The sequence below is a fragment of the Alteromonas mediterranea DE genome, from assembly GCF_000020585.3.
Lineage (GTDB): Bacteria > Pseudomonadota > Gammaproteobacteria > Enterobacterales > Alteromonadaceae > Alteromonas > Alteromonas mediterranea.
The window spans coordinates 3095779-3117822 of record NC_011138.3 but is presented as its reverse complement, the minus strand read 5'-3'; the positions used below and the strand labels follow the sequence as shown (position 1 = coordinate 3117822).

Here is a 22044-nt window from a genome sequence, read left to right as displayed (position 1 = left end):
AAATGTTGGCCAATAATGAAGACGTTACTTCAAAGCAAAGCGCTGTTGAACGAATGGGGATAAAGCGGTTTGATAAAACGCTGTTTGAAAACCTAAAAGCCCAGGCTGACAGAAGTTCCCGTCGTCGCGCTCATTTAAATGTACACAATAACTATCAAGATCCCGTTCAGCGACTCTTTATCGCGATGATGCCCGATTCATATGTAAGGCCACACCGACATACTCAGCCGCATAAGTGGGAATTTTTTATGGTACTCGATGGTGAACTCGACCTTATTTTTTTCGACGAACAGGGGCGTTGCGAGCAAAGAATTAGCTTATGTGCGAATGGTGAAACCAGCGGCGTGGAAATTCCGCCAAACGTGTGGCATGCAACCACCTGCCATAGCCCTGTTGTCTTTATGGAAGTTAAGCAGGGACCCTATGAGGTTACCGATGATAAGGGCTTCGCCCCATGGTCACCCGAGGAGGGGAGTGCATTAGTCCCAGATTTTCTCGCGCGAGTAAAACAGGTAAGGGAAGACGAGTATCTTGATGATAAGTAAAGGATTTAGCTCTTATGCTAAAGGTTCAATAACACAAGCATATAGGCACTTTCCTTTTTGGAAAGTCATTGCTATTGCTTATGGACATGCTATGGTTAAGGATAAATGTACGCGGTAAATAGGCAAGTTCAGCGCCGATATATCGTATAGACATCCTAAAACGCTTAGTCACGGCATAGGGCCGGACCGACAAGCGCATCGTGAAAAGAGAATTATTATGCAAAACGTTACAACGGTTTATTTTTATAATTTTAATTACTGATTGCACCTGACCATCGGTGTTCAGGGGCAGTATTGGCTTCTGGGCACAGCAGGTAGAACGTTTTGCAAAAGCCCAGAAGGTATCACCATCTGGGCTTTTTTAATGCCCGTAATTCTCGGTAAGAAACAATGAAAGAAATCACATTAGGTGACATTAGAAAGCAGCATAGAGTTAAACAAGAAGTCGTAGCGATGGCGTTGTCGGTAACCGCATCGGGCGTAAGCAAGTTAGAATCAAAGCGTATTCAAGACGTCTCTCTTCAGCGCGCGGCCGCCTATTTGGCTGCTGTGGGCGGTAATATGAAGATTGAGGTAACCATGCCTGATGGCGCTACCCTACAAGTAGGGTAGCGGTAGTGAAGTTAGGTTAGTGGTAGTAAGCCGCGCTATTTTCTTTAAACCGTCGAGATGTTGCGAATGTATGTAGCCATTCTTTAAATGATATGCCTCGCGCACTGTGTTCATTATAAAAAGGGCTGGGCGATGACGTTGGAAACGCGTTGTCTTCACAAAAGTCATTTAACACCATGTGGCATGTGCCAGCACCGACGTAGAATTGATAGTTCCACGTAAATGCTGATAAGGCATGGACGGACGCGTGAGCTTGTAGTTGCCAACCTAGAATGTAGCCCAAGTCATTTTCGGTCACCCCCCATGTAGTTGGGTCTAGGTTACCTTTAGCAACTTGGTCAGAAATTTTTGAAAATTGAATTTGAACGATATCTGTACCCGTAGAATATTGCGCAAAACGGTTCCAAGGATAACGGTAAGCTAAGCGCAACATAACCTGCTTATTAAGCGTAAGGTGATTGAAGTTTCCAATTAAAGACTGAAAATTCCTAGGTAGCGTATCTTCAATTCCCCAAGGTCCTTGGTAATTCAACACGGTTTGCACGAAGCCTTTTGAAATAACGCCAAGTGATGCATCTGCGAAAAGTGCAACCTTGGTGCGGCCAAATAACGATTGAAAGTAAGGGAAGTTGAAGGTAGCGCCGTAGCCGCCTGCACTGCTTCCGCTTAACAAGACCTTGTTCGGGCTAAGCTGAGCGCTACGCATTTTGTCTTTTATCCATTGCATTACAACTAATGCGTTGTCGTGCCCGCGATGTTTTAATGTTACCTGTGAGCCGGGGACCCCAGTGACGATACCGAGCTCATCGACATAATTTGTATCTTTCGAGCCAAGGTGTAAGTCACCAGTACAGTATGGGATAAAGACCTTCGACCACGTTTGAAAGGGGTTTTCTTCCGAATCTTCAAAAATGCCGCCAGAAATAAACGGGGTATTTTCTATTACGGCTGAGGGGTTGTATGCTGCTCTTGACATAGGGTCGTTATCGAACTCTAACTGCATGGAGGCTAAGCAAGTTGCGCTATCCCAACATGCGCCCCCACCGTTAAAGTAAATAAGTAAGTTGTCACTTTCACCTTGTTCAAAATAAAATGAAAATGGATTGGGGACGAGACCTTCGGGCCCGGCCAACGCGGGTAGGGAGCACGATGGATAGACTGTTTTTTCCCCGACACCGGGAATGGATACAGCGACTTCGTTATCAGGGGTGATTTGTTCCCATTGTGCAAACGCATTATGGGCAAAAAAACTTACCGCAATAACAGCAAAAACACGAAAACGTTTAGCGAAAGATTGCATAAACAATTCCTTTTGAAATTAAGAATGATGGATGTGAGTTACGAATTGCTTCGGCCGTGATAAGAGTCATGTACTTCCTTTGGCTCTATCACTTGGTCTTGTAGCGTTTCCCCGGTGCTTGAGACTTCAAAATATAGGGGGGACGAATACAAGCTCTCATTAGGCACTACGAAAAATGACACGCAATTGCCTATAGCCTAGTCTTAGGGTAAAGCAATTATTTTAGCTGTCTAGCACCGTTCAGACGTTTTTAACGCATTGAATAAACATATTTTCACGACTAATCGCTTTAACTAAAATATACCTTGGGTAAAATATAGCTAAATCGATTAAAAGGAGTCTCACATGGCCGTTCACGAAATAACTCACCCGCTCATTGCCCATAAACTCGGGCTTATGCGACATGGTAATATTAGTAGTAAGGACTTTCGCGAACTCGCATCTGAAGTAGGAAACCTTCTTACCTATGAAGCAACGCGAACACTACCTACCGAACGGGCAACCATTAAAAGCTGGTCTGGCGACGATGTGGAAGTGCGGCAGATCAAAGGTAAAAAAATTACGGTTGTGCCCATTCTTCGTGCCGGCCTAGGTATGCTTGAAGGTGTACTTGAGCTTATCCCCAATGCAAAAATCAGCGTTGTTGGGCTTTATCGCGATGAAGAAACGCTTCAGCCGGTGGCTTACTTCGACAAGGTGGTTAAAAACATTGATGAACGTACGGCGCTTATTGTTGACCCTATGCTTGCTACAGGTGGCACCTTAATTGCGACCATAGACTTACTTAAGAAAAAAGGGTGTACCAAAATAATGGGGCTTTTTCTTGTAGCCGCTCCCGAAGGAATTAAAGCGGTTGTTGATGCTCACCCTGATGTTGATATTTTCACGGCAGCCGTAGACGAACGCTTGAACGAAAAAGGCTACATTTTGCCGGGGTTAGGTGATGCTGGTGATAAGATTTTTGGAACGCGCTAATGGCGATTTTTTCTAAATATTAAGCTGTACAGTATTTCGTTACACAACCTACTACTAGGACGTTAAAAATTGTAAGTTAAACGTTTAAGATAGTGTTATAGTGAAGGGTAGTCGCAGCGTATGCTTTCTACCCTTTTTTTATAAGTAAGGGTATTAAGTTCGTTAAGAGAGCTAATAATAATGAATAAAACAAAACTGACCCTTAAAGATGTTGCCGAGCAGCTGGGCGTCTCGACAGCAACAATCTCAAATGCTTTTAATCGCCCCGATCAATTATCGAAAGCGAAGCGCGAAGAAATATTAGCGCGGTGTCAAAAAATAGGATACAGCGGGCCGAATAAAGCGGCGCAAATCCTTAGAAAAGGCACGTCAAACATAGTGGCTTTGGTGCTCGCTGACAGTATTTCTTATATGGTAAGTGACCCCGTAGCGAGTACGTTTATCAAAGGCGTATCTTCTGCGCTACAAGAGAACAATAAACACTTACTCTTATATGCCGGAGACTCAGACAGCATCCTTGATGTTGTAGACTTTGTTGATGGCTTTATCTGCTATGGTCAGCCACGCAATTCCAATTTGGTAAAAGAGTTAGCCGCGTTAACAAAGCCTGTCGTCACAGTGGATTTTGATTTAGAGAAAAAGCCATCAATTAATATCGACAATGAAGAAGCTGCATATCGCGTCGCGCACCACGCGCTAAACGAAGGCGATAGTATTGCCATTCTTGGTCTGCGCCTCATTGATTCACCTTCGACTTGCCGTATTTACGATAGCCCGCTTATTGATGTTGAAAGCTCGATTGCACACCGCCGTCTAGATGGTTACTTAAAGGCCGCAGAAGAAAAAAACGTCAACGTGAGCAATGATCGTATCTGGCATCTGCCGGAAAGTGATCGCCACTTTGCTAGACAAGCAGCCAAAGAGGTGTTGATGAGTTCACCACGTCCTAATGTAGTGCTGTGCATGAGTGACATTATTGCCTTAGAGCTCCTGCATATGGCGCTTGAAATGGGCATAAAAGTGCCACAAGAACTTAAGATTACTGGCTTCGATGGTATAGAGGAAGCTGAGCGCGCTAGACCAAGCCTTACTACTGTGTGCCAATCAAGCTCTGAAAAAGGCGTTCAAGCAACAAAAGCGCTGCTTGAAAACCTCGAGGCTAAAACTACATTGCCGTTTGAATTAAGAACTGGTGAAACGGTATAAGTCTCTAGCGTCATATATGTTGCAGATTGCTTTTAGTTCACAGCGATTAAAGAAGGTAGCGATGTTTTCTCTTCAAAGCGATCGCCTCGTGCTTTTAATGGGGTAGGTTGATTAGGTGCTGGTGGCGTCAGTATAGACGCTTCAAAATAGAAAAATTGAGAATCACTGTCTCAATAGTTGAGGGCCGCTACTATGTCTTGGCATAGTAACGGCACCACGTATTTCTGTAACTCCTAATAGAATGCGTAGTTTAAATTGAGCATATAAGAAGGGCCAAACTCTCGGCGCAACGTAACGATGCCATTACCATCAATGGTTTCTTCTTTTTCGTCGGTAAGATTCACCCCTTGTAGTGAGACTCTTAAGCCTGCTAAGTATTCCATGCCGCTGTCAGCAAAGTCATAACTGATTTGCGCATCTACCTGCGTTACGGCGTCACGGGTAGCCGCTTCAATTTTATTAGAGCCGCCACGCTGATACGTTAAAAATTCAGAACGATCGGTTGCTGCAACCCTGAATTCAAAACCCTTCATTTCGTAATACGCGGTAATACTGTAAGTATTGTCAGATTGACCTGGAATAGCGGTGCCGTCTTCAAGTTCTGCGTCTAAAATCGTGGCAGATGCTGCAATGCCAAATCCATCTAATGCGTCGGCGAGCATTCGCAAAGGAATATTGGCAGTTAGCTCAATCCCTTTCATTTCACCTTCAAGGCCATCTTCGAAGAACGAGTAAAAGCCTTGATCAGGAGGCGTAACTAAGTCTCCTACCTCGTATGGCGTATCCTCAGGGCCGTAGTTGCCCGCTACGTCAATAATCCTATCGTGAAAGCCTGGAATGAAATAGTTTGCGCCGTCATTCGTTACATCGTTCGTAAAATCAATAAGTTGGTTGCCGTCGCGGGTCCAATTAACTAAATCTTTATAGAAGAGCGCAACGGACACATAGCCTTCGCCGTCAAAATAGTTTTCAAACGATATATCGAAATTATTTGCCTCTAATGGGCGAAGGGTTGGGTTTCCTGAGAATTTAGACCAAGGCGATCCATACGCTTCTACCGCCGCTTCAGTATTAGGTGTGGCAATAAGTTCAATATTTTGGTCGAATTTCACAAAGCCCGACGCTTTCATCTGATCGATACGGGCGCGGCTAATGGTTTTTGAAGCACCGAATCGCAAGTAGCGATTTTCGTTAAGCTCGACGCTAACGTTAAGGCTTGGTAAAAAGTGAGAGTAGTCGTCTCCGTCAGTAATGATGCAGTCTGCATCAACAACTTGGTTACCATCGTCGTCACACACCGCAAAGTTGTCGCCAACGATACCGATGAAGCCGGTTGAACTTTGGTCTGTTTGAACATATTGGGCGCCCACATTACCTTTGACATTGAAGCCCTGGACCTCTGTTTCGAAATCGAGCTGGGCGTAAAGCGTGGTCACTTCTTCGTCAATGGTGTAGCTATCACCTAATCGGTCTGGCTCTAGAAGGCCCGCATCATTTAAGGTGTATTCGCCGTCGTTATAAGGGGCAAAGCCGTCGTAAGCGACAACGTACCCCATACCTGCCCATGTAAGGTCGGCTAAACCGTTGTATAGATATTGAGATGGAATGGCCTCGGAGAATGGGTAAGACGACGCGGTTGCAAAAAAGCCTTTATTATCTTTTGCTTTGCTTCGGTCGCTGTAGTTAACGCCCGCGGTAAGTGTATTGAAGATACCCCAGTCAACATAGCCTACAGCTTCAAAGCGTGCCGTAGTTAACTCTTCTTCAAAGTCAGCAAAATTTAAGAAGCCATCTTGTGCGTTGAAGTAACTGTAAGGCTGACCGTTTGCCTGTAAAACATCGGTGGCAAACTGGTCGGCAATATTTGCCATTCCGCCACCCCATACTTGTGGCCCCGCTAACTGCAATAGTGCGGGATCTGAAAATGCATCAAGGCCACTGCTATCAGTAAAATAAATGCCATCGGCACTCATTTGAAATTGGCGCGAACCCAGTTCGTCGTTGGTAAGCGCGCCAGAGCGTGCTAAACCCGCATAAGATTCCCCGCGCAAATCTCGTTTGCTTGATTCACTATCGGCTACATCAAGCGAAACTGACCAGTCGTCGTTAACATCATATCTAATATTCAAGCCAAAAGTTTGAAGTTCACCGTCTTTTTGCGCAGGGTCAGTACGCAAAACCGGGTTGGCGTTAATTTGTGTGCCTGTGCTATTAACGCCACTACCACTTACGTTCGCCGCTGCAAAGGGGTCGATAAACCCGCGGATAACACCTGAGTCTGAATAATCGATATCGAGTGCATCAAACACGATATCTAATCTATCTGTCGGTCGCCATTGGAGTATGGCTGAAATGGTATCTCGTTCAAGCACGCGGCTTATGGCCTGGGTGTCGAGCCCAAAGGGAAGTATTTGACCGTCATCGTTTTCACCGTAACCCCATACGCCGTATTTTCTTTCATTTCTGGGTGACTCTGTCGACGCTATGGCGAGGGCTAGGCCAACGGTGTCATCGGCAAACTTTTCAACAAAAGACAGAGCGAAGCGGTTGCCACTGTTATCAAATTCAGGGTTATCTGAATCATTACCACCAAGCTCGTATACGCCGGTAACGGTAAGGGTTTCTTGTGCAGCTAATGGACGCACGGTTTGCAAATCTACAGTACCACCAATACCTTGGACGATAAGCGATGCATCTGACGTTTTATAGATGGTTGCGCCGGTCATGATTTCGGCAGGATAAAGGTCATATTCAACGCCGCGATTATCACCTATACCGATTAGCTCTCGCCCATTAAGAGAGGTACCCGTAAAATCTTCCTTGAATCCGCGAACCGAAATACCTGACGTTCTGCCGCCAACACGTTCACCGGATAAGCCTGGCAAGCGAGCAAGTGATTCTGCAATAGATGAGTCGGGTAATTTACCGATATCTTCGGCTGATATGGCCTCTACTATCGAGTCATTATCCATTTTTACAGCCTGCGCTCGCATCAACGAGCCTCGAATACCGGAAACTTGAATAACTTCCACCTCTGCATCTTCGGATGTCTCTTGTGCGCTTACGGCGCCGCTATGCAAAGCTGCTGTGATGGAAAGCGCAATTAACGCTGGTTTGAATGTGTCAGAGTGCGTCATGTGTGTGTCCTTGCTGAGTATGTTAACCAAAAGTTTATTATTTACAGCAATTTAACAGTAGTCGGTGTTTGCACGTGGCGCAAGTATTCCTTAATGCCTTAAGTCAGGTCTGTGTCGCGCGCTTTTATAAGAAAACTAAATGGGGTGTTGTGAAAGGTTTGTTAAAGTACCAGCCCTATTACGTCGCTTTTGGGACTATCAACAATTGGTGCTAAGTTGAAAGAAATTTAGATGACGTAGGCTAAAAGGTTATTAGCCTACGAAAGAAGATTTAAAATAAGTATGCTTACTTAAATGTATGTTTACTCATCCCAAACTAGCGCTTTAAAATGTTTTCTGCACATAGACTCGTACGTGTCATTACCGCCAATTTGAACTTGGTCGCCATTTTTAACTGCATTACCATTTTCATCTAACCTGACTACAAAGTTAGCTTTTCGGCCGCAGTGACAAACGGTTTTCAATTCGAACAGTTTGTCAGCCCAAGCAAGCAGGTAATGGCTGCCTTCAAAGGTTTCCCCTAAAAAGTCAGTTCTCAGGCCGTAAGCAAGTACTGGAACGTCCAATTCATCGACTGCTTCTACGAGCTGCCTGACTTGCGCCTTTGTTAAAAACTGTGCTTCATCTATAAACACACAATCCGGTTTACGCTTTTCACAGTCTAGTCGAATTGACGTGAACAGGTCGTCGTCTTTCGAATACAGCTTGGCGTCGGCCTGAAGCCCAATTCGAGAGGTGACTTTTCCCACACCGTAACGGTCGTCTAGCGCTGCAGTGTATATGATAGAGTGCATACCGCGTTCGCGATAGTTGTATGCTGATTGAAGAAGCGATGTCGATTTCCCCGCGTTCATCGCAGAGTAGTAAAAATAAAGTTGCGCCATGGTGGTTAGTAGTTTTCGTTATACCAAGAAATAAAATCGTGAGCATTCATAGGTTTGGCGAAGTAAAAACCTTGCAAATAGTCGGTACCGAGGCGAGCGAGGTGCTGCCTTTGCTCGTCGGTTTCTATGCCCTCTGCTATAGTTTTACAGCCAAACTCTTTTGCCATTAAAAGTGTAGCCCGTATTATGGTATCACTCTCTTCAGAGCTATTCTGTACAAAAGAGCGATCTATTTTTATAAAGTCAAATGGTATCGACTGAAGTCGGCTTAACGAAGAATACCCAGTACCAAAATCGTCAATAGATATCTTTACATTGCGCTTAACAAGGTCGCTTACTCTTCTGCTCACGACATTCTTATCGATGGCAAATACACTTTCAGTTACCTCTAAATGCAGTCGCTCTGGTGATACTTTCGTAGATAAGAGGACATTGTCTAGTGATTTGAAAAAACTGTCGTCGAGCAGCTGTGCGACCGATACATTAAGCGATATTGCTAGCTCTTGATTAAGCTGCCAGTGAGATAAGTCGATAAGTGCTCTGTTCAATACCCACGCACCAATCTCTGGCATCAAGCCGCTTCGTTCAGCAAGTGGTATAAAAACGGTGGGAGGAATTTTCTCGTTGTCACATGTCCACCGTAACAGTGCCTCAACCGACGATAGCGCGTTAGTGCTAACGTCAATAATAGGCTGATAATGAACCGCAAGCTCTCCTTTATCTATCGCAGAGCGAAGGCGCTCACATAAACGCTGCTCTATTTTTATCTCTTTGTGCAAGGCTTCACTAAACACGCCTATTGACCCACGGTGCTTTCGCTTTTGGTCATACATAGTGAGATCGGCTTGCTGTATTAATGCTAAGGCGGTATCTCCATGGTCGGGGAACATGGCAATACCAATGGTGGCATCTAGCGTTATTTGATTGTCGTTTGCAACAATAGGAACGGTAACGCCGCTTCGCATGGCATGTGCAACGGCTTTTGCCGTGTCTACGTTGGCGTAGGGAATGACAGCAACAAATTCGTCACCGCCCCAACGTCCTAAGTGATTGTCTTCGGTATAGTTACGCAGCCGTTTGGCAATTTCTGCTAGCACGATATCACCTATTTTGTGACCTAGGCTGTCATTTACCTGTTTAAAACCGTCTAAATCAATAAAAAGAACGGCTAGCGAGTTTTCCAGTGCGCGAGTGGTATCGATAAGTTTATTTAAGTGCTTTAAAAAACCATTTCTGTTAAGTAAGTCAGTGAGGGGATCTCTGTTTGAAAGTCGGTAAAGCTCCGCCGTTCTGCGCTCCACCTCTGCTTCAAGGTTTATATTTGAGGCATCGAGTTTTTGATTAGAGGCAATAAGTAACTGATTAACTTTTTCGGTTTCACTACGTTCAACTTTCATTTGCTCCACTAAACTATTGTTTTTAGCTTTGAGGTGCAACGTGTTAATAAAAAACTTGTGGTAGCGAAATGCGCTGGTAAAGATGCCAAACCAAAAGACCAGCCCAAGAACCCCTAAAATAAAAAACTTCTCGCTTTCATCGAGAAGAGCGCATAAAGACATAGGCACGAGTAGGGCGGTAGAATAAAAGCCGACCAAGTTTTTATTAGGTGAAAGAACGGTCCCGGCGCCACCCGCCATAGCAGCCAGTACCACCATAGTTGCCGCCAGTTCAGTGGTAGACATGGCGTTGTAAAAGCTAACAGAGTAAATCGCCCACAAGCTGCCGGTGACATATAAGCCAGCAGCAAATCGTATTAACGCTGGACGTGGGCGGTAAGCCCTGCCTGCTAGGTTTATTCGCCAATAAATCGAATCTATTAACCGCGCAAGGCAAACGCCTACCATAATTACCCATAGCTGGAACTTTTGGTGAAACGCAGCGGGAGATTCACTTTCAAAGAAAAAGACAAGGCCAGAAAAGGCAAATATAGTCATCAACAAACCGACGAAACTGTTGCCTATTAACATGTCTGTGGTGTCGCGTTCTATTTCAACCTTAGGGATTGATTCTTGATTAGTGTTCAACCAGTGTAACCTTCGCACATTTTGTTGTTGTTCCATTTTATTTACTTCAGAACTCTCGCTAGCGCAAACACGTGACCTTTGAGTGCCTACCTGTCATTTAGCATAGGCTAAATATAGTACGTTTTCTGTGTTTGAATGTGTATGGGACCATAGTTCAAATTGGTTTATCGAAATTAGCACGCGTTTATTTGCCATCATTAATTCTTCTTAATCGATAATGAAGAAGCCGCTAGCATCGTATTACTCTTTACTAAACAAGCATTTTACTTTTATTTTTGTTACCGCAGAGTAGCGCTAAATCAATTAATACAATAAAAGTTTTTCACAGGATGTTTACAATGTTGTTTTTTTGTTATAGATTCTTAATCGATTAAGTATGTTTGTGTTGCCACCAACCCTAGTAGTTAGGGGAAGCGGCTACTTAGGATTTAACAACTCCAACACATTGCCGGAGAAAATATGAAAAAACATCACACACTCAACGCACTGACACTTGCCGTTTGTACTGCGCTTTCTGGGTCAGTTATCGCTCAAGACGCTGCGACAGCAGATTCTGAAGCCAAATCTAAAGAAAAATTTGAGCAAATCGTGGTAACTGCAGCGCCAGGCGGTGCGACTATGCAGGAAGCTAGTGTATCGGTTAGCGCATTTGACGAAGAAGATATTTTAAAGCTTGCTCCTCGCTCTACTGCTGAAGTATTCCGTGCGCTTCCTGGTATCCGCGCAGAGTCATCTGGTGGTGGCGGTAATGCAAACATCACCATCCGTGGTATTCCGCTAGCGACAGGTGGTTCTAAATTCTTGCAAATTCACGAAGATGGCTTGCCTGTTTTAGAGTACGGTGACATCAACTTCGGTAATGCTGACAACTTTTTACGTTACGACTGGTCGGTAGCTAACGTAGAAGCAGTGCGCGGTGGTTCTGCATCTACGTTTGCGAGTAACTCACCAGGTGGTGTTATCAACTTAATCAGTAATACTGGTGAAGTTGGCGGCGGTGCTATCGGTACTTCATTCGGTGTTGATTACGAAGAGTTTCGCTTAGATTTTCGCTACGGCGGTGAAATCAACGACGATCTTTACTATCACATCGCTGGTTTTGCCCGCGGCGGCGAAGGCCCTCGTGAGACGGGATATAACGGTGATCAAGGTGGCCAGATTAAATTCAACATCACTAAGATGTTAGATAACGGGCATATCCGTTTCTTCTATAAAAACCTTGATGACAAAGTGTCAACATACTTACCTTCACCTGTGCTAGTAAAAGGTGACGGCGAGTACGGCCCTGTGCCAGGGTATGATGCAAGCTCACAAGCACTAAACTCTGCATACAACACAAATATTTCTACTTTTGACAGCTATGGCAACCCTGAGAACCGTGATGTTCGTGACGGCATCGAGTCAAAAGTAAACTCATTTGGCGTAGAGGTTGATTTAGAAGTAGCTGAAAACCTGTTCTTGTTAAACAAGTTCCGTATTTCAGATATCTCGGGTGGCTTTATCGCGCCATTCACCGACGGTTTCCCAGCAGGCCCAGGTGACGTATCAAACTTCGCTTCAGCGCTTTGTAGTGGTGCAACAGATGGCGATGGAAACGCGCTTAACTGTGATAGCACCAGCGTTGTACTTGCTAACGGCCCAGGCGCAGGTGAGACTTACACAGGTCAGGCGTTCACAAACTTACAGTTTGATACGCGCATCAATGACTTAGGTAACATGATTAACGACTTTAGCTTGCGTAAAGAGTTTGATAACGGTATCGACCTAACTGTGGGTTATTACTACTCAAACCAAGATATCGCGACAAGCTGGTCTAGCTGGCAGACATTTATCCAAACCCTTGATGGTGACAATTCACAGCTTCTAACTATCACTGACGCAGATGGCGTTGAGCTTGTGTCAGATGGTTTACTGTCTGCAAGTTTCCTTTCTTGGGAATGGGATTTAAATTACGTAACGAAAGCCCCTTACATGAACGTTGGTTTCGAGCTGTCTGATAACATCTTGATTGATGCGTCGGTACGTCACGATACAACAGAAGCCTCGGGTGAGCTAATTAGTTCATGCTGTGGTGGTAATGCGGACTTTGACTTAAACGGTAACGGGGTTATTGAGCAAATTGAAGATGCATCGGCAACGAACAGTGGCTTTATCAGTGGCGGCGTGATTAACCTTAACCGCGCTGGCGCAGCATCACAAATCGTAGATTACAGTGCTAACAATACGTCTTACTCTATTGGTGGCTCTTACTTGCTAAGCGATAGCCAAACATTCTTTGCTCGTTACTCAAAAGGTGGCCGTGCAATCGCTGACCGTCTACTTCAAATTGGCGGTACGTTGAATGCTGACGGTAGTCTTACCAGCACAACGTCGGGTTACGACACAACCAAACAGTTTGAAATTGGCTACAAGTACGGTACGTCAGACCTAATGATTAACGCTACGTTATTCGATACGGTTACAGAAGATACCCAAGCAGAAGTAACCAGCGGCCTTACGTTCATGCGTGAGTACGAAGCGACTGGTCTTGAATTTGAAGGTCGTTGGAATGCAACGGATAACTTCGTAATGTCAGGTAACCTTACGTGGACCGATGCTGAAATTAGCGACGATGTGAATAACCCAGCGCTAGAAGGGAACACGCCTCGCCGTCAAGCCGACTGGATTTGGACAATCACACCTGAGTACGTAACTGACACATGGTCTGTTGGTGCATCACTACAAGGCTCTACAGAGTACTATGTACAGGATAACAACGACCTTAAACAAGAAGGCTATACCCTTGTAAACCTGTTTGCTACTTATTGGGTTAATGATCAGTTCTCGGTTTCACTTAACATGAACAATGCAACTGATGAATTTATCATCACTGAGTCAGAAGAAGGTTCAGCGGAAGTAGGTAGTTATGTTCGTGCTCGCCCTCTAAACGGCCGTACAACAGTACTATCACTTAAGTACATGTTCGACTAATATCGAGTGATTCAGCGTAAAGACGCGCTGATACGCAGAGATTAAAAATGCCCACATTCTATGTGGGCATTTTTTTGTTTGCCCAGCGAAGCTGGCAAACCCGTCAGGTTGAAAGAAACCTGAATCACCCTGACTGAGGGGAAGATAATCCGAATGGCAAGGGCGTTGTTGGCCAACGGCAGGGTCCGAAGGAAGCCATAGGAAGTTAGAGGTACACAACGCAAGTGAACCTGATTCGGCAAGACAGGAGGGTAAGCGTGCAAAATAGCGTGAAGCCCGATACTCGGTCAGTCCTGTTTTGTGCTTGAGGGTGGGATTTCTAACAGGGCGTCAGTGCAGTAACTGGGGAAGCCTGGCACCTAAACTTACTTAGAGTAAGTGGTTAACGTTCAAGGGGAGACTCAAGATGTTAATCGGTGTGAGGTGGCAGATGAAGCCGTAGTAGTGAGTAAAGTTCGGCCTGTGAAAGCCAGTAATGGTGTGGAGGGTAAAACCGAGCTGACCATCAGCATTGTGTTTGATGGCGTCACTATTAGCCAAAAGCTGATAGGGATGGCGAAGGGCGGAAGTACATAGTAAGTCTGTGATGAGTAGATATTTTTTTTTAGTGGTACACGAATCGATTAGCTATCGACGTCTTCGTACTTGGTTCGTTGTGGAAGCGACGGACTGACTACGAAACGGTACATGGGAGTAATGTGGTGAACGTTGAGTAGATTGCCATTGGGCTAGCACGCTTAACAGCCACGTGAAATAGACCAGCACGAAAGGATAATATTGACCCCCACACAGCACACCATCTTCGAGAGGAAGTATGCGGGTTTATTATAGTTTGTACGGTCACCTGCTTAATAAAGCGAGGCTGTTCAAGGGGTTTAAAAAGGTATTCAAAGCGAAAGGTGCGGCCGGAATAGATGGGCAGAGCCTGAGCGCGTTTGCCTCAAATCTGGATAATGAACTATCGCAGCTTCTTCTNGAACTCAAAACCAAACGCTATCAACCGCAACCGGTAAGGCGGGTCATTATCCCGAAAGACGGGGGCGGTGAGCGTCTATTGGGTATCCCAACAGTTAGGGATAGAGTGGTTCAACAATGCTTGAATGACCTCCTTACACCCATCTTCGAAGAGCAGTTCCATCCATCAAGCTTTGGTTATAGACCGAAGCGGAGCTGTCACGATGCCATTAATAAAGCCACCATGTTCATCCGTCGATACGGACGGCGACACGTGGTGGATATGGACCTGTCGAAGTGCTTCGATAAGCTGGACCATACGCTTATCATTAAGAGCATCAAAAGGCGGGTGCGTGATGGCAGCGTGTTGAAGTTAATTACTCAGTTCTTAGAAAGTGGGGTAATGGTTGATGGGCATTGGCAGCAGACAGAGACAGGCAGTCCGCAAGGTGGGGTAATAAGCCCGCTCATAGCGAACATCTATCTGGATGCGTTCGATAAGGAAATGAAAGAGCGAGGGCACCGCATAGTGCGCTATGCTGATGACATCCTGATTTTGTGTAGCAGTCGTGCAGCGGCAGAGAATGCCAAAGCGCAAGCCACACATATCTTAGAAGAGAAACTAAAGCTAAGTGTAAACACGGATAAAACACACATCACTCACAGTGATGATGGTGTGAAGTTCCTTGGTGTTGAAATTGGGACGAAATATACCCGCATCCAGCCCAAGAAACTCACCGCGTTTAAGGCGAAGCTCAAGCAGATGACGAAACGCAATGGCGGAATGCCGCTGCAATCAGTTATCAATGCACTAAACCCACTGCTAAGAGGGTTCAGTTATTACTTCAAGATAGCCAATGCGAGCAGGGCATTTAAGCAAATAGCAAGCTGGCTAAGACGCCGCTTGCGCAGCATTCAACTCAAGTTATGGAAAAAGGCGAGCCGCCTCCATCGCTGGCTAAGACAGCACGGTTATAAAGGTCAGTTTGCTCATATCAACATGACGAGTTGGTGCAGTGCACGCAGTCCCTTAGCAAGCTACGCAATGCCAAACAGTTGGTTTGATGAAATCGGGCTAATGAACTTGGAGAATGTTGCAACGGGATATGTGTTTAGCAATTACGCTAAATAACTATGTACATGAGCCGTATACGAGGTCCGTATGTACGGTTCTGTGAGAGGGATGAGGCGGTGATGCCTCACCCTACTCGATACTTTATTCAGTTTATTCAGTGTCTAATAATGCAAGCTGCTTGGCTATAGATGCCGACAAGTCATCGACTAAATGGGCGTGCTTTTTGTTGATTACGTGTACTAATTCGTGTTTAACAAGCGGAATATACTCAATGCCTGACTGTTCAAAAATCGCTTTTTCAGAGAAGTCACTGGGCATAATGGCATAATCAAAGCGACCATTGAGTAATAAACCAATGACATGATCCCCCTGTGTCAGGATAGTTGTCGCCTCAGTTTTTCATAGTATTAGACAGGGTGCGGAAGTTAGGCATGAGTGAGACATTATCCAGAAGAACATAAAAAGGCAGTGGTTAGTAAGTTGATTGAAAGCGGTTTATCATTACGCCAGTTTGCGCAAAGAGAAGGTATTAGCCTGTCTACGTTGTATGGTTGGCGGGACAAGTATACAGAGGCCGATTTCAGTTTGACTAAAAGTAATACGCCAGAGAATTGGACCGCAGAGCAGAAGTTTTCTGCGGTGATAGAGACTGCTGCCATGTCGGAAGTTGAGGTAAGTGAATACTGCCGGAAAAAGGGCCTTTTCCCGGAGCAAATCCAGCAATGGAAACATAGCTGTATCTCCGGTAATCAATCCGAGGCGGATAAGCGTAAACAGCAGGCCCAGGAACGTAAAGCGGATAAGAAACGCATTAAAGAGCTGGAAAGAGAGTTAAAACGCAAAGACGCAGCGTTAGCCGAAACTGCTGCGCTTCTGGTGCTTAGAAAAAAGTTAAATGCCTACTGGGGGGAAGACGAGGACAACTAACCACGTTCTCAGATAGGCAATACTATATTTCACTGATTGATGAAGCCGTTAGTGCGGGGGCCAGAAAGCACAAAGCCTGTGGCATCATCGGCTTATCCCTGCGCACGTTACAACGATGGCGGGACGCGGATGGAATTTGTGCAGATAAGCGCCCGGAGGCGAGCAGGCCGACGCCTGCAAATAAGCTAACTGAGATAGAACAACAAGCCATTTTGGATATCTGCATGAAGAGCGGTTTGCCAGTCTGCCGCCCAGTCAGATTGTGCCCATGTTGGCCGATGAGGGAGTTTATCTGGGTTCGGAATCCAGCTTTTACCGTATATTGAAAGCCAATAATCAGCTTAGCCACAGAGGCAAAGCAAAACCCAAAGGTACACAGGCAAAACCTGATGGATTTACGGCTACGGGACCCTGTGAAGTGTGGACCTGGGATATATCGTACTGCCCCTCTACGGTCATTGGTCGGTTCTTTTATCTGTACATGATAATGGATATTTTTAGCCGTAAAGTTGTGGGATGGGAAGTGTATGATTGCGAGTCTGGTGATCATGCCGCTAACCTCTTGGAACGCACGCTATGGTCTGAGAAATGCGTGAATGACGAGATAATCTTACATTCTGATAATGGCAGTCCGATGAAGAGCCTGACCATGCAAGCTAAGATGATTGAAATGGGCGTTATCGGCTCACGTAGCCGTCCCGGTGTCAGTAATGACAACCCTTACTCAGAATCTCTGTTCCGCACAGTCAAATACTGCCATAGATGGCCGAGTGAAGGCTTTAAGTCGCTGGAGGAAGCGCGAGCCTGGGTGCGAGATTTTGTCCGCTGGTATAACACCGAACATCGCCATAGCCGCATAAGATTCGTTACCCCAGAGCAGCGACACAAAGGTGAAGACCAACAGATACTGGCAAAGCGCACTGAGTTATATGCCGAGGCAAAAGTGAGAAATCCAAGTCGTTGGTCTGGTGAAACCAGAAACTGGGATAAGATCGGAAGCGTAGAGCTAAATCCGGAGAATAAAAAAGAAGCAGCTTAACAGCTCAGGCGACAACTACCTTGAAAAACGCCGTGATTAAAGTCATCGAACTCAAAGATATTCGCATTCAACTCGCCCGGTTTGGCGCGCATATTAATAAAAAAGCGGGTGGTTGCAGCAATGGCCTTATCAGGGTTTTGAATGATGTCTTTATTACATTCTGCCCCGCGAATACATAAAAGAAACGATGCTCCGTGAGAGAGTGCCGGCGGTACAATCACAATATTGTTATCCGCTTGACTCACAACATCATAGCGAATGACATCCGCATCTGTCATGCCTTCGTTTAGTAGATGGAGGCCTCTTTCACCCCCTACAGTTTCAAACACTATCTCAATACCAATATCACGATAAGCTTTGTCGATAAGCGGCTTATAAAAACTATTAACCCGGGGATGATTGAGATGTCCTACAACGTATTTTTCCTTTTGACTTACCTCATGGCTTTGCTTGTCGGGCTCAGCAACGACTTCTGCATGTGATAGGGGAGAGAGTGGTAAAAGAAAAATTAAGTGTAAAACACCTTTTTTGAGAGTTGTGAGTGTTGTCTCCACTACCTAAACCTTGGAATAAGAATATTTCGATAGCCTAATGGTAGAGCAGAAACTATACAATATAAAGAGGGGGTTACTTCTTGTAAATAAAAAAGCCCCATCGAAGGATAGGGCTTTACAGGTATGTAACGCTTGGTCTTAACTCGGCGTTTATGCCGCGCTTTGACCGCCGTCAATCGCTTTAAGCGTTTGTGATGCTGGAACAAGTTCCATATCAAACGTGTATTCGTCAACGCGAACCGCTAACTTGCGCTTTTCGTTGTAGTCGTGAAGCTTAGCCGCCTCATCAGCGGTAACCACGCCTTTTTCTTGAAGCTTATTAAGCGTATGTTCAAATGAGATGAACGGCACAACAGGCTCTTTGCGCAGTGCTTTTTGCACTTTACCAAGAAGATGCGCAACCGCGTGCTTCGCTTTAAACGCTTGCTCATTAATGTCGTTACCGTCTCCAGGGCATGCGCGAACAAGGTGCGTAAGCTGGTCTTTCACGCTGTTATCTTGCATAGATGCAATTGAAAGCTCACGTACTAGGTCGTCGCTAATACCTGCAACACTGTTGGTGTAAGTGTTGGTAAGTAGGCGCATTAGACCACGTGTCGCCGTGTTCGGGAAATTGTTGATGAAGTTAACAATTGCCTGATCAGCTTGTTGTAAAGACCATTGCATAGCGTACTCGAAGTACGGTAGTGCAAGTTTTCTATCTTCAATACGCTGCTCGTAGAAACGAATCGCGGCCATTGCACCGTATAGGTAGCTCATTACGTCACCTAGACGTGCAGATAAAAGCTCGGCTTTCTTAAGATCACCGCCTAGTACTGCAAGCGACAAGTCAGCCAGTGGTGCTAGCTTCGCTGAGATGCTGTTTACACGCTTTTCGTACTTGCGTACTTCAGGTAGTGCAGACTCACTCTCGCGTAGGAAAGGAAGGTAGCCTTTACCTAGGCTGCGGAACGCATTTTTAACACTAAAGCCAACCGTTTTACGAAGTACCTTGTTGAACTCAGCATCCGCAGAACTCTCGTTGCTGTGGATTAGGTCAACCATATCTTTCAGGTAAGGGTGACAACGCATTGCACCTTGACCGAAGATCATAAGGTTACGGGTTAGAATGTTTGCACCTTCTACCGTAATCGCAATTGGAAGTGCAGAGTAACCGCCGGCCAACGTATTTTGAGGGCCGCGCTGAATCGCTTTACCTGCTTGGATATCCATTGCCGAGTTCATCACGTCACGACCAAGTTCAGTCATGTGGTATTTGGCAATAGCCGTAACAACAGATGGCTTAACGCCTAGGCCTAAGCCTTCAGTTGTTAGTACACGCATTGCTTCAAGTAAGAATGTCTTACCTGCAATGTCAGCCATTTTCTCTTGTATACCTTCGAAGCGACCAATGGGAAGGCCAAACTGCTCACGTACGAATGAATACTCAACCGTGCCTTTAAACGCAGCCTGTGCGGTAGCTACACCCATTGCTGGAAGTGAAATACCACGACCTGCACCTAGGCAGCTAACCAGCATCTGCCAGCCACGACCGATGTTCTTCTGACCACCAATGATAAAGTCCATTGGAATGAACACGTCTTGACCACGAGTCGTACCGTTGTAGAAACGCACACCCATTGGGTCGTGGCGGTTACCTAGCTCAACACCTGGGTGAGACTTAGGTAGAAGGGCACAAGTAATGCCTAGCTCTAGCTTGTCGCCAAGAAGTTGGTCTGGATCGAATACTTTAAATGCAAGGCCAAGTACGGTTGCAATCGGAGCAAGCGTGATATAGCGCTTGTCCCAGCTTACGCGAAGACCAAGTACTTCTTCACCGTTAAACTCGCCTTTAGTCACGATTGCCGCGTCAGGGATAGCACCTGCGTCTGAACCTGCCTCTGGGCTTGTTAGTGCAAAGCACGGAATGTCGCGGCCATCAGCAAGACGTGGTAACCAGTAGTCTTGTTGCTCTGACGTACCGTAATGCATTAGAAGCTCGCCCGGACCTAATGAATTAGGCACCATAACCGTTACAGCGATTGCGCCGCTTTTCGCTGCGATTGTTGCAACGATTGTCGAATTTGCATACGGGCTGAACTCAAGACCACCAAATTTCTTTGGAATGATCATAGAGAAGAAACGGTTCTTACCTAGAAAATCTAACACTTCCTGAGGAATGTGCTTGCCGTTACCTAGTTCGAAGTCATCGATCATGTTCAGTAGCTCAGCTACTGGACCATCCATGAATGCTTGTTCATCTGCGCTCAGTTTTGCCTGAGGGATATCGCGTAACGCCTGCATGTCAGGCTTACCCTGATAAATAGAAGATTCAATCCACACGTCACCCGCGTCTAGGGCTTCTTGTTCTGTGACTGAAATTGGGGGTAATACTTTTTTTAAGCTAGTTCTGATACTCATAATAACTCATCCGCTCATCTGACCAGTTGTGTGGGTTTATAATACGCCTAATTTTAAAAAGATCAAATTTTGTAAAATAGTTAATTATTTCATGGTCTTAATGGTAAGCCAGCTATTTTATACGTACGGATTTGATAAACAATTGATTAACATTGCTGATATTTAATAGTTAAAAGCCTTCTGAGATCGGGTTCAGCAGAGACGCTAACTGGTGTTTTTGATGTGTTTTAAACCAAACGATTACGCTTCTTTACATTTAAATTGTTGCTGTTGTCTTTTATAGTTAGCGTTCTTAAACAAGGAGATGTAACAAACATGCGCAGCTTTTCAAAAATATTCGCAAAACTTTTCATCGGCAGTGCAGCAATAGCAGGCGCATTCTGTTCTGGTTTAGTGTCAGCCAACGTTAACGGCTATGCTGTGGCGAATATTGGCTATGGAAATGTTGATACACAAATAGATAGTGAAGCCGATGTGAGCTATTCCGCTGCGCTAGGGTATCGCTTCCACCGTCAGTGGTATGTCGAGGGCGGCTACATTTCGCTTATTGATGCAGATACCGACGAACAATCGTTATCGAGCAAGGGGCCGTATTTAGCCCTATTAGGGAAAGCAAGTAGCCCGAAAGGCGAGCTCTATTACAAGCTGGGTGTTGCAAGTGTAGATATTGAGCAGGTGTCGATAAATAGTTCTGCCTGTGGTACTGAAGCGTTGGCGTGCGGCTACGATGATACTATTGTGGCGGGTTTAGCTGGGTTAGGTTTCGACTACTATGTAGGAATGAAGTCGATGGTGCGGGTTGAATATACTTACTTCGGTGGTAAAGACGACTTTTCTGCACACATCGTAAATTTAGGCTTTAGATATAACTTTTAATGCGGACGCTATGCCTTGAATAGAGATCAAATGCGGCTAATTTTTCGATAGTAATTCGCAGATGGCGGCGTGTTCTTATCAGTGTTCAAGGGGATAGCGCAAATGTGATTGCTTACTCTTATTAGCGGGAAACAGGCATAAATACAAAGTACGTCAAACAAATCCAAAACCTATTATTCCATGTAAAAATAGGTAAATTCATAACAACGGATTTACAATGAAAAACGAATTAGACAGCAAGTTCCTACTTCAGGTTTTCGACAAGATTCGCCAGCATGGCGCGAAAGAAAACGAGCAGTATAAACTTAACGGTATTACCGCGTTTACTGACCATGACGGCTATACGCTATTTATTGAAGACGTAAATGTGAAACTGCAGTTTGGCTTTCATAATCAATATCACTTTGATTATGACTCGAAAGATAAATATGAGTCTTTCGAGAAAAAGTTAAAAGAGATAGATAAAGAATATTAAACGCCACAGTGACTGTCTTTGACTGACGCAAGTGGGGAGCGTCAATGCCACTTGCGTTAATACACCGCTTTTAGTTTGCGCCTGAGTTTAT

At 45.2% G+C, this 22044-nt stretch carries 16 protein-coding genes and 1 pseudogene; 10 read left to right on the top strand and 7 right to left on the bottom strand.

Going from position 1 to position 22044, the window contains the following annotated elements; genetic code table 11:
* Nucleotides 1–2 precede the first annotated feature (2 nt).
* Together MADE_RS13820 and MADE_RS13815 are read left to right on the top strand one after the other, a co-directional pair.
* A complete protein-coding gene (locus tag MADE_RS13820) occupies nt 3–545 on the top strand; it encodes a WbuC family cupin fold metalloprotein (RefSeq protein WP_023559811.1) in 543 nt (180 codons plus the stop codon).
* A gap of 390 nt (nt 546–935) precedes the next feature.
* Nucleotides 936–1157 carry a helix-turn-helix domain-containing protein gene (locus MADE_RS13815; RefSeq protein ID WP_014950268.1) on the top strand — a complete coding sequence of 74 codons (222 nt, stop codon included), beginning with the start codon at nt 936–938 and terminating at the stop codon, nt 1155–1157.
* A gap of 16 nt (nt 1158–1173) precedes the next feature.
* Here the strand turns inward: MADE_RS13815 and MADE_RS13810 are convergent, their stop codons facing one another.
* Nucleotides 1174–2457 (bottom strand): pectin acetylesterase-family hydrolase, encoded by a 1284-nt coding sequence (locus MADE_RS13810; RefSeq protein WP_023559810.1) that lies wholly within the window; start codon nt 2455–2457, stop codon nt 1174–1176.
* Nucleotides 2458–2802: 345 nt separating this feature from the next.
* Here MADE_RS13810 and upp point away from each other — a divergent pair, with 345 nt between their 5' ends.
* Nucleotides 2803–3432, top strand: coding sequence for a uracil phosphoribosyltransferase (gene upp / locus MADE_RS13805; RefSeq protein ID WP_015067689.1), 630 nt, complete (start codon nt 2803–2805; stop codon nt 3430–3432).
* 180 nt (nt 3433–3612) lie between these two features.
* On the top strand, nt 3613–4638 hold the full coding sequence (locus MADE_RS13800; RefSeq protein WP_020744011.1) for a LacI family DNA-binding transcriptional regulator: 1026 nt from the start codon (nt 3613–3615) through the stop codon (nt 4636–4638).
* A gap of 233 nt (nt 4639–4871) precedes the next feature.
* On the opposite strand, the gene MADE_RS13795 is transcribed toward MADE_RS13800, so the two are convergent.
* From MADE_RS13795 to MADE_RS13785, 3 genes are all read right to left on the bottom strand, one after another.
* A complete protein-coding gene (locus tag MADE_RS13795) occupies nt 4872–7775 on the bottom strand; it encodes a TonB-dependent receptor (protein WP_023559809.1) in 2904 nt (967 codons plus the stop codon).
* A gap of 302 nt (nt 7776–8077) precedes the next feature.
* The gene (locus MADE_RS13790; RefSeq protein WP_015067686.1) at nt 8078–8659 is read right to left on the bottom strand and encodes a thymidine kinase; all 582 of its coding nucleotides are present in this window, start codon (nt 8657–8659) and stop codon (nt 8078–8080) included.
* 5 nt (nt 8660–8664) lie between these two features.
* Nucleotides 8665–10719 carry a putative bifunctional diguanylate cyclase/phosphodiesterase gene (locus tag MADE_RS13785; RefSeq protein ID WP_012517953.1) on the bottom strand — a complete coding sequence of 685 codons (2055 nt, stop codon included), beginning with the start codon at nt 10717–10719 and terminating at the stop codon, nt 8665–8667.
* A 423-nt stretch (nt 10720–11142) separates the two neighbouring features.
* Between MADE_RS13785 and MADE_RS13780 the strand changes: the two genes are divergently transcribed.
* The 3 genes from MADE_RS13780 to ltrA all read left to right on the top strand — a co-directional run bounded on the left by MADE_RS13780 (nt 11143) and on the right by ltrA (nt 15739).
* Nucleotides 11143–13653 (top strand): TonB-dependent receptor, encoded by a 2511-nt coding sequence (locus MADE_RS13780; RefSeq protein ID WP_012517954.1) that lies wholly within the window; start codon nt 11143–11145, stop codon nt 13651–13653.
* Between the two features lie 378 nt (nt 13654–14031).
* Nucleotides 14032–14229 (top strand): hypothetical protein, encoded by a 198-nt coding sequence (locus MADE_RS13775; RefSeq protein ID WP_012516929.1) that lies wholly within the window; start codon nt 14032–14034, stop codon nt 14227–14229.
* A 238-nt stretch (nt 14230–14467) separates the two neighbouring features.
* Nucleotides 14468–15739 carry a group II intron reverse transcriptase/maturase gene (gene ltrA, locus MADE_RS13770; RefSeq protein ID WP_012516968.1) on the top strand — a complete coding sequence of 424 codons (1272 nt, stop codon included), beginning with the start codon at nt 14468–14470 and terminating at the stop codon, nt 15737–15739.
* Between the two features lie 93 nt (nt 15740–15832).
* On the opposite strand, the gene MADE_RS20310 is transcribed toward ltrA, so the two are convergent.
* Nucleotides 15833–16000 (bottom strand): hypothetical protein, encoded by a 168-nt coding sequence (locus tag MADE_RS20310; protein ID WP_012517956.1) that lies wholly within the window; start codon nt 15998–16000, stop codon nt 15833–15835.
* A 117-nt stretch (nt 16001–16117) separates the two neighbouring features.
* Between MADE_RS20310 and MADE_RS20305 the strand changes: the two are divergent.
* Nucleotides 16118–17648, top strand: a pseudogene (locus MADE_RS20305) (IS3 family transposase).
* On the opposite strand, the gene MADE_RS13755 reads toward MADE_RS20305, so the two are convergent.
* Both MADE_RS13755 and MADE_RS13750 read right to left on the bottom strand, forming a co-directional pair.
* Nucleotides 17645–18202: a hypothetical protein gene (locus tag MADE_RS13755; RefSeq protein ID WP_012517958.1), complete on the bottom strand. Its 558-nt coding sequence runs from the start codon at nt 18200–18202 to the stop codon at nt 17645–17647. The pseudogene MADE_RS20305 and the gene MADE_RS13755 sit on opposite strands and share 4 nt — an antisense overlap.
* 150 nt (nt 18203–18352) lie before the next feature.
* The gene (locus tag MADE_RS13750; RefSeq protein WP_012517959.1) at nt 18353–20602 is read right to left on the bottom strand and encodes an acyl-CoA dehydrogenase; all 2250 of its coding nucleotides are present in this window, start codon (nt 20600–20602) and stop codon (nt 18353–18355) included.
* Between the two features lie 315 nt (nt 20603–20917).
* On the opposite strand from MADE_RS13750, the gene MADE_RS13745 reads away from it, so the two are divergent.
* Both MADE_RS13745 and MADE_RS13740 read left to right on the top strand, forming a co-directional pair.
* Entirely contained in the window at nt 20918–21478 is a 561-nt protein-coding gene (locus MADE_RS13745) for an outer membrane beta-barrel protein (protein WP_020744007.1), read from the top strand.
* Nucleotides 21479–21695: 217 nt separating this feature from the next.
* Nucleotides 21696–21953, top strand: a complete 258-nt coding sequence (locus MADE_RS13740) for a DUF3081 family protein (protein ID WP_012517961.1) — start codon at nt 21696–21698, stop codon at nt 21951–21953.
* The last annotated feature ends 91 nt before the right edge of the window (nt 21954–22044 follow it).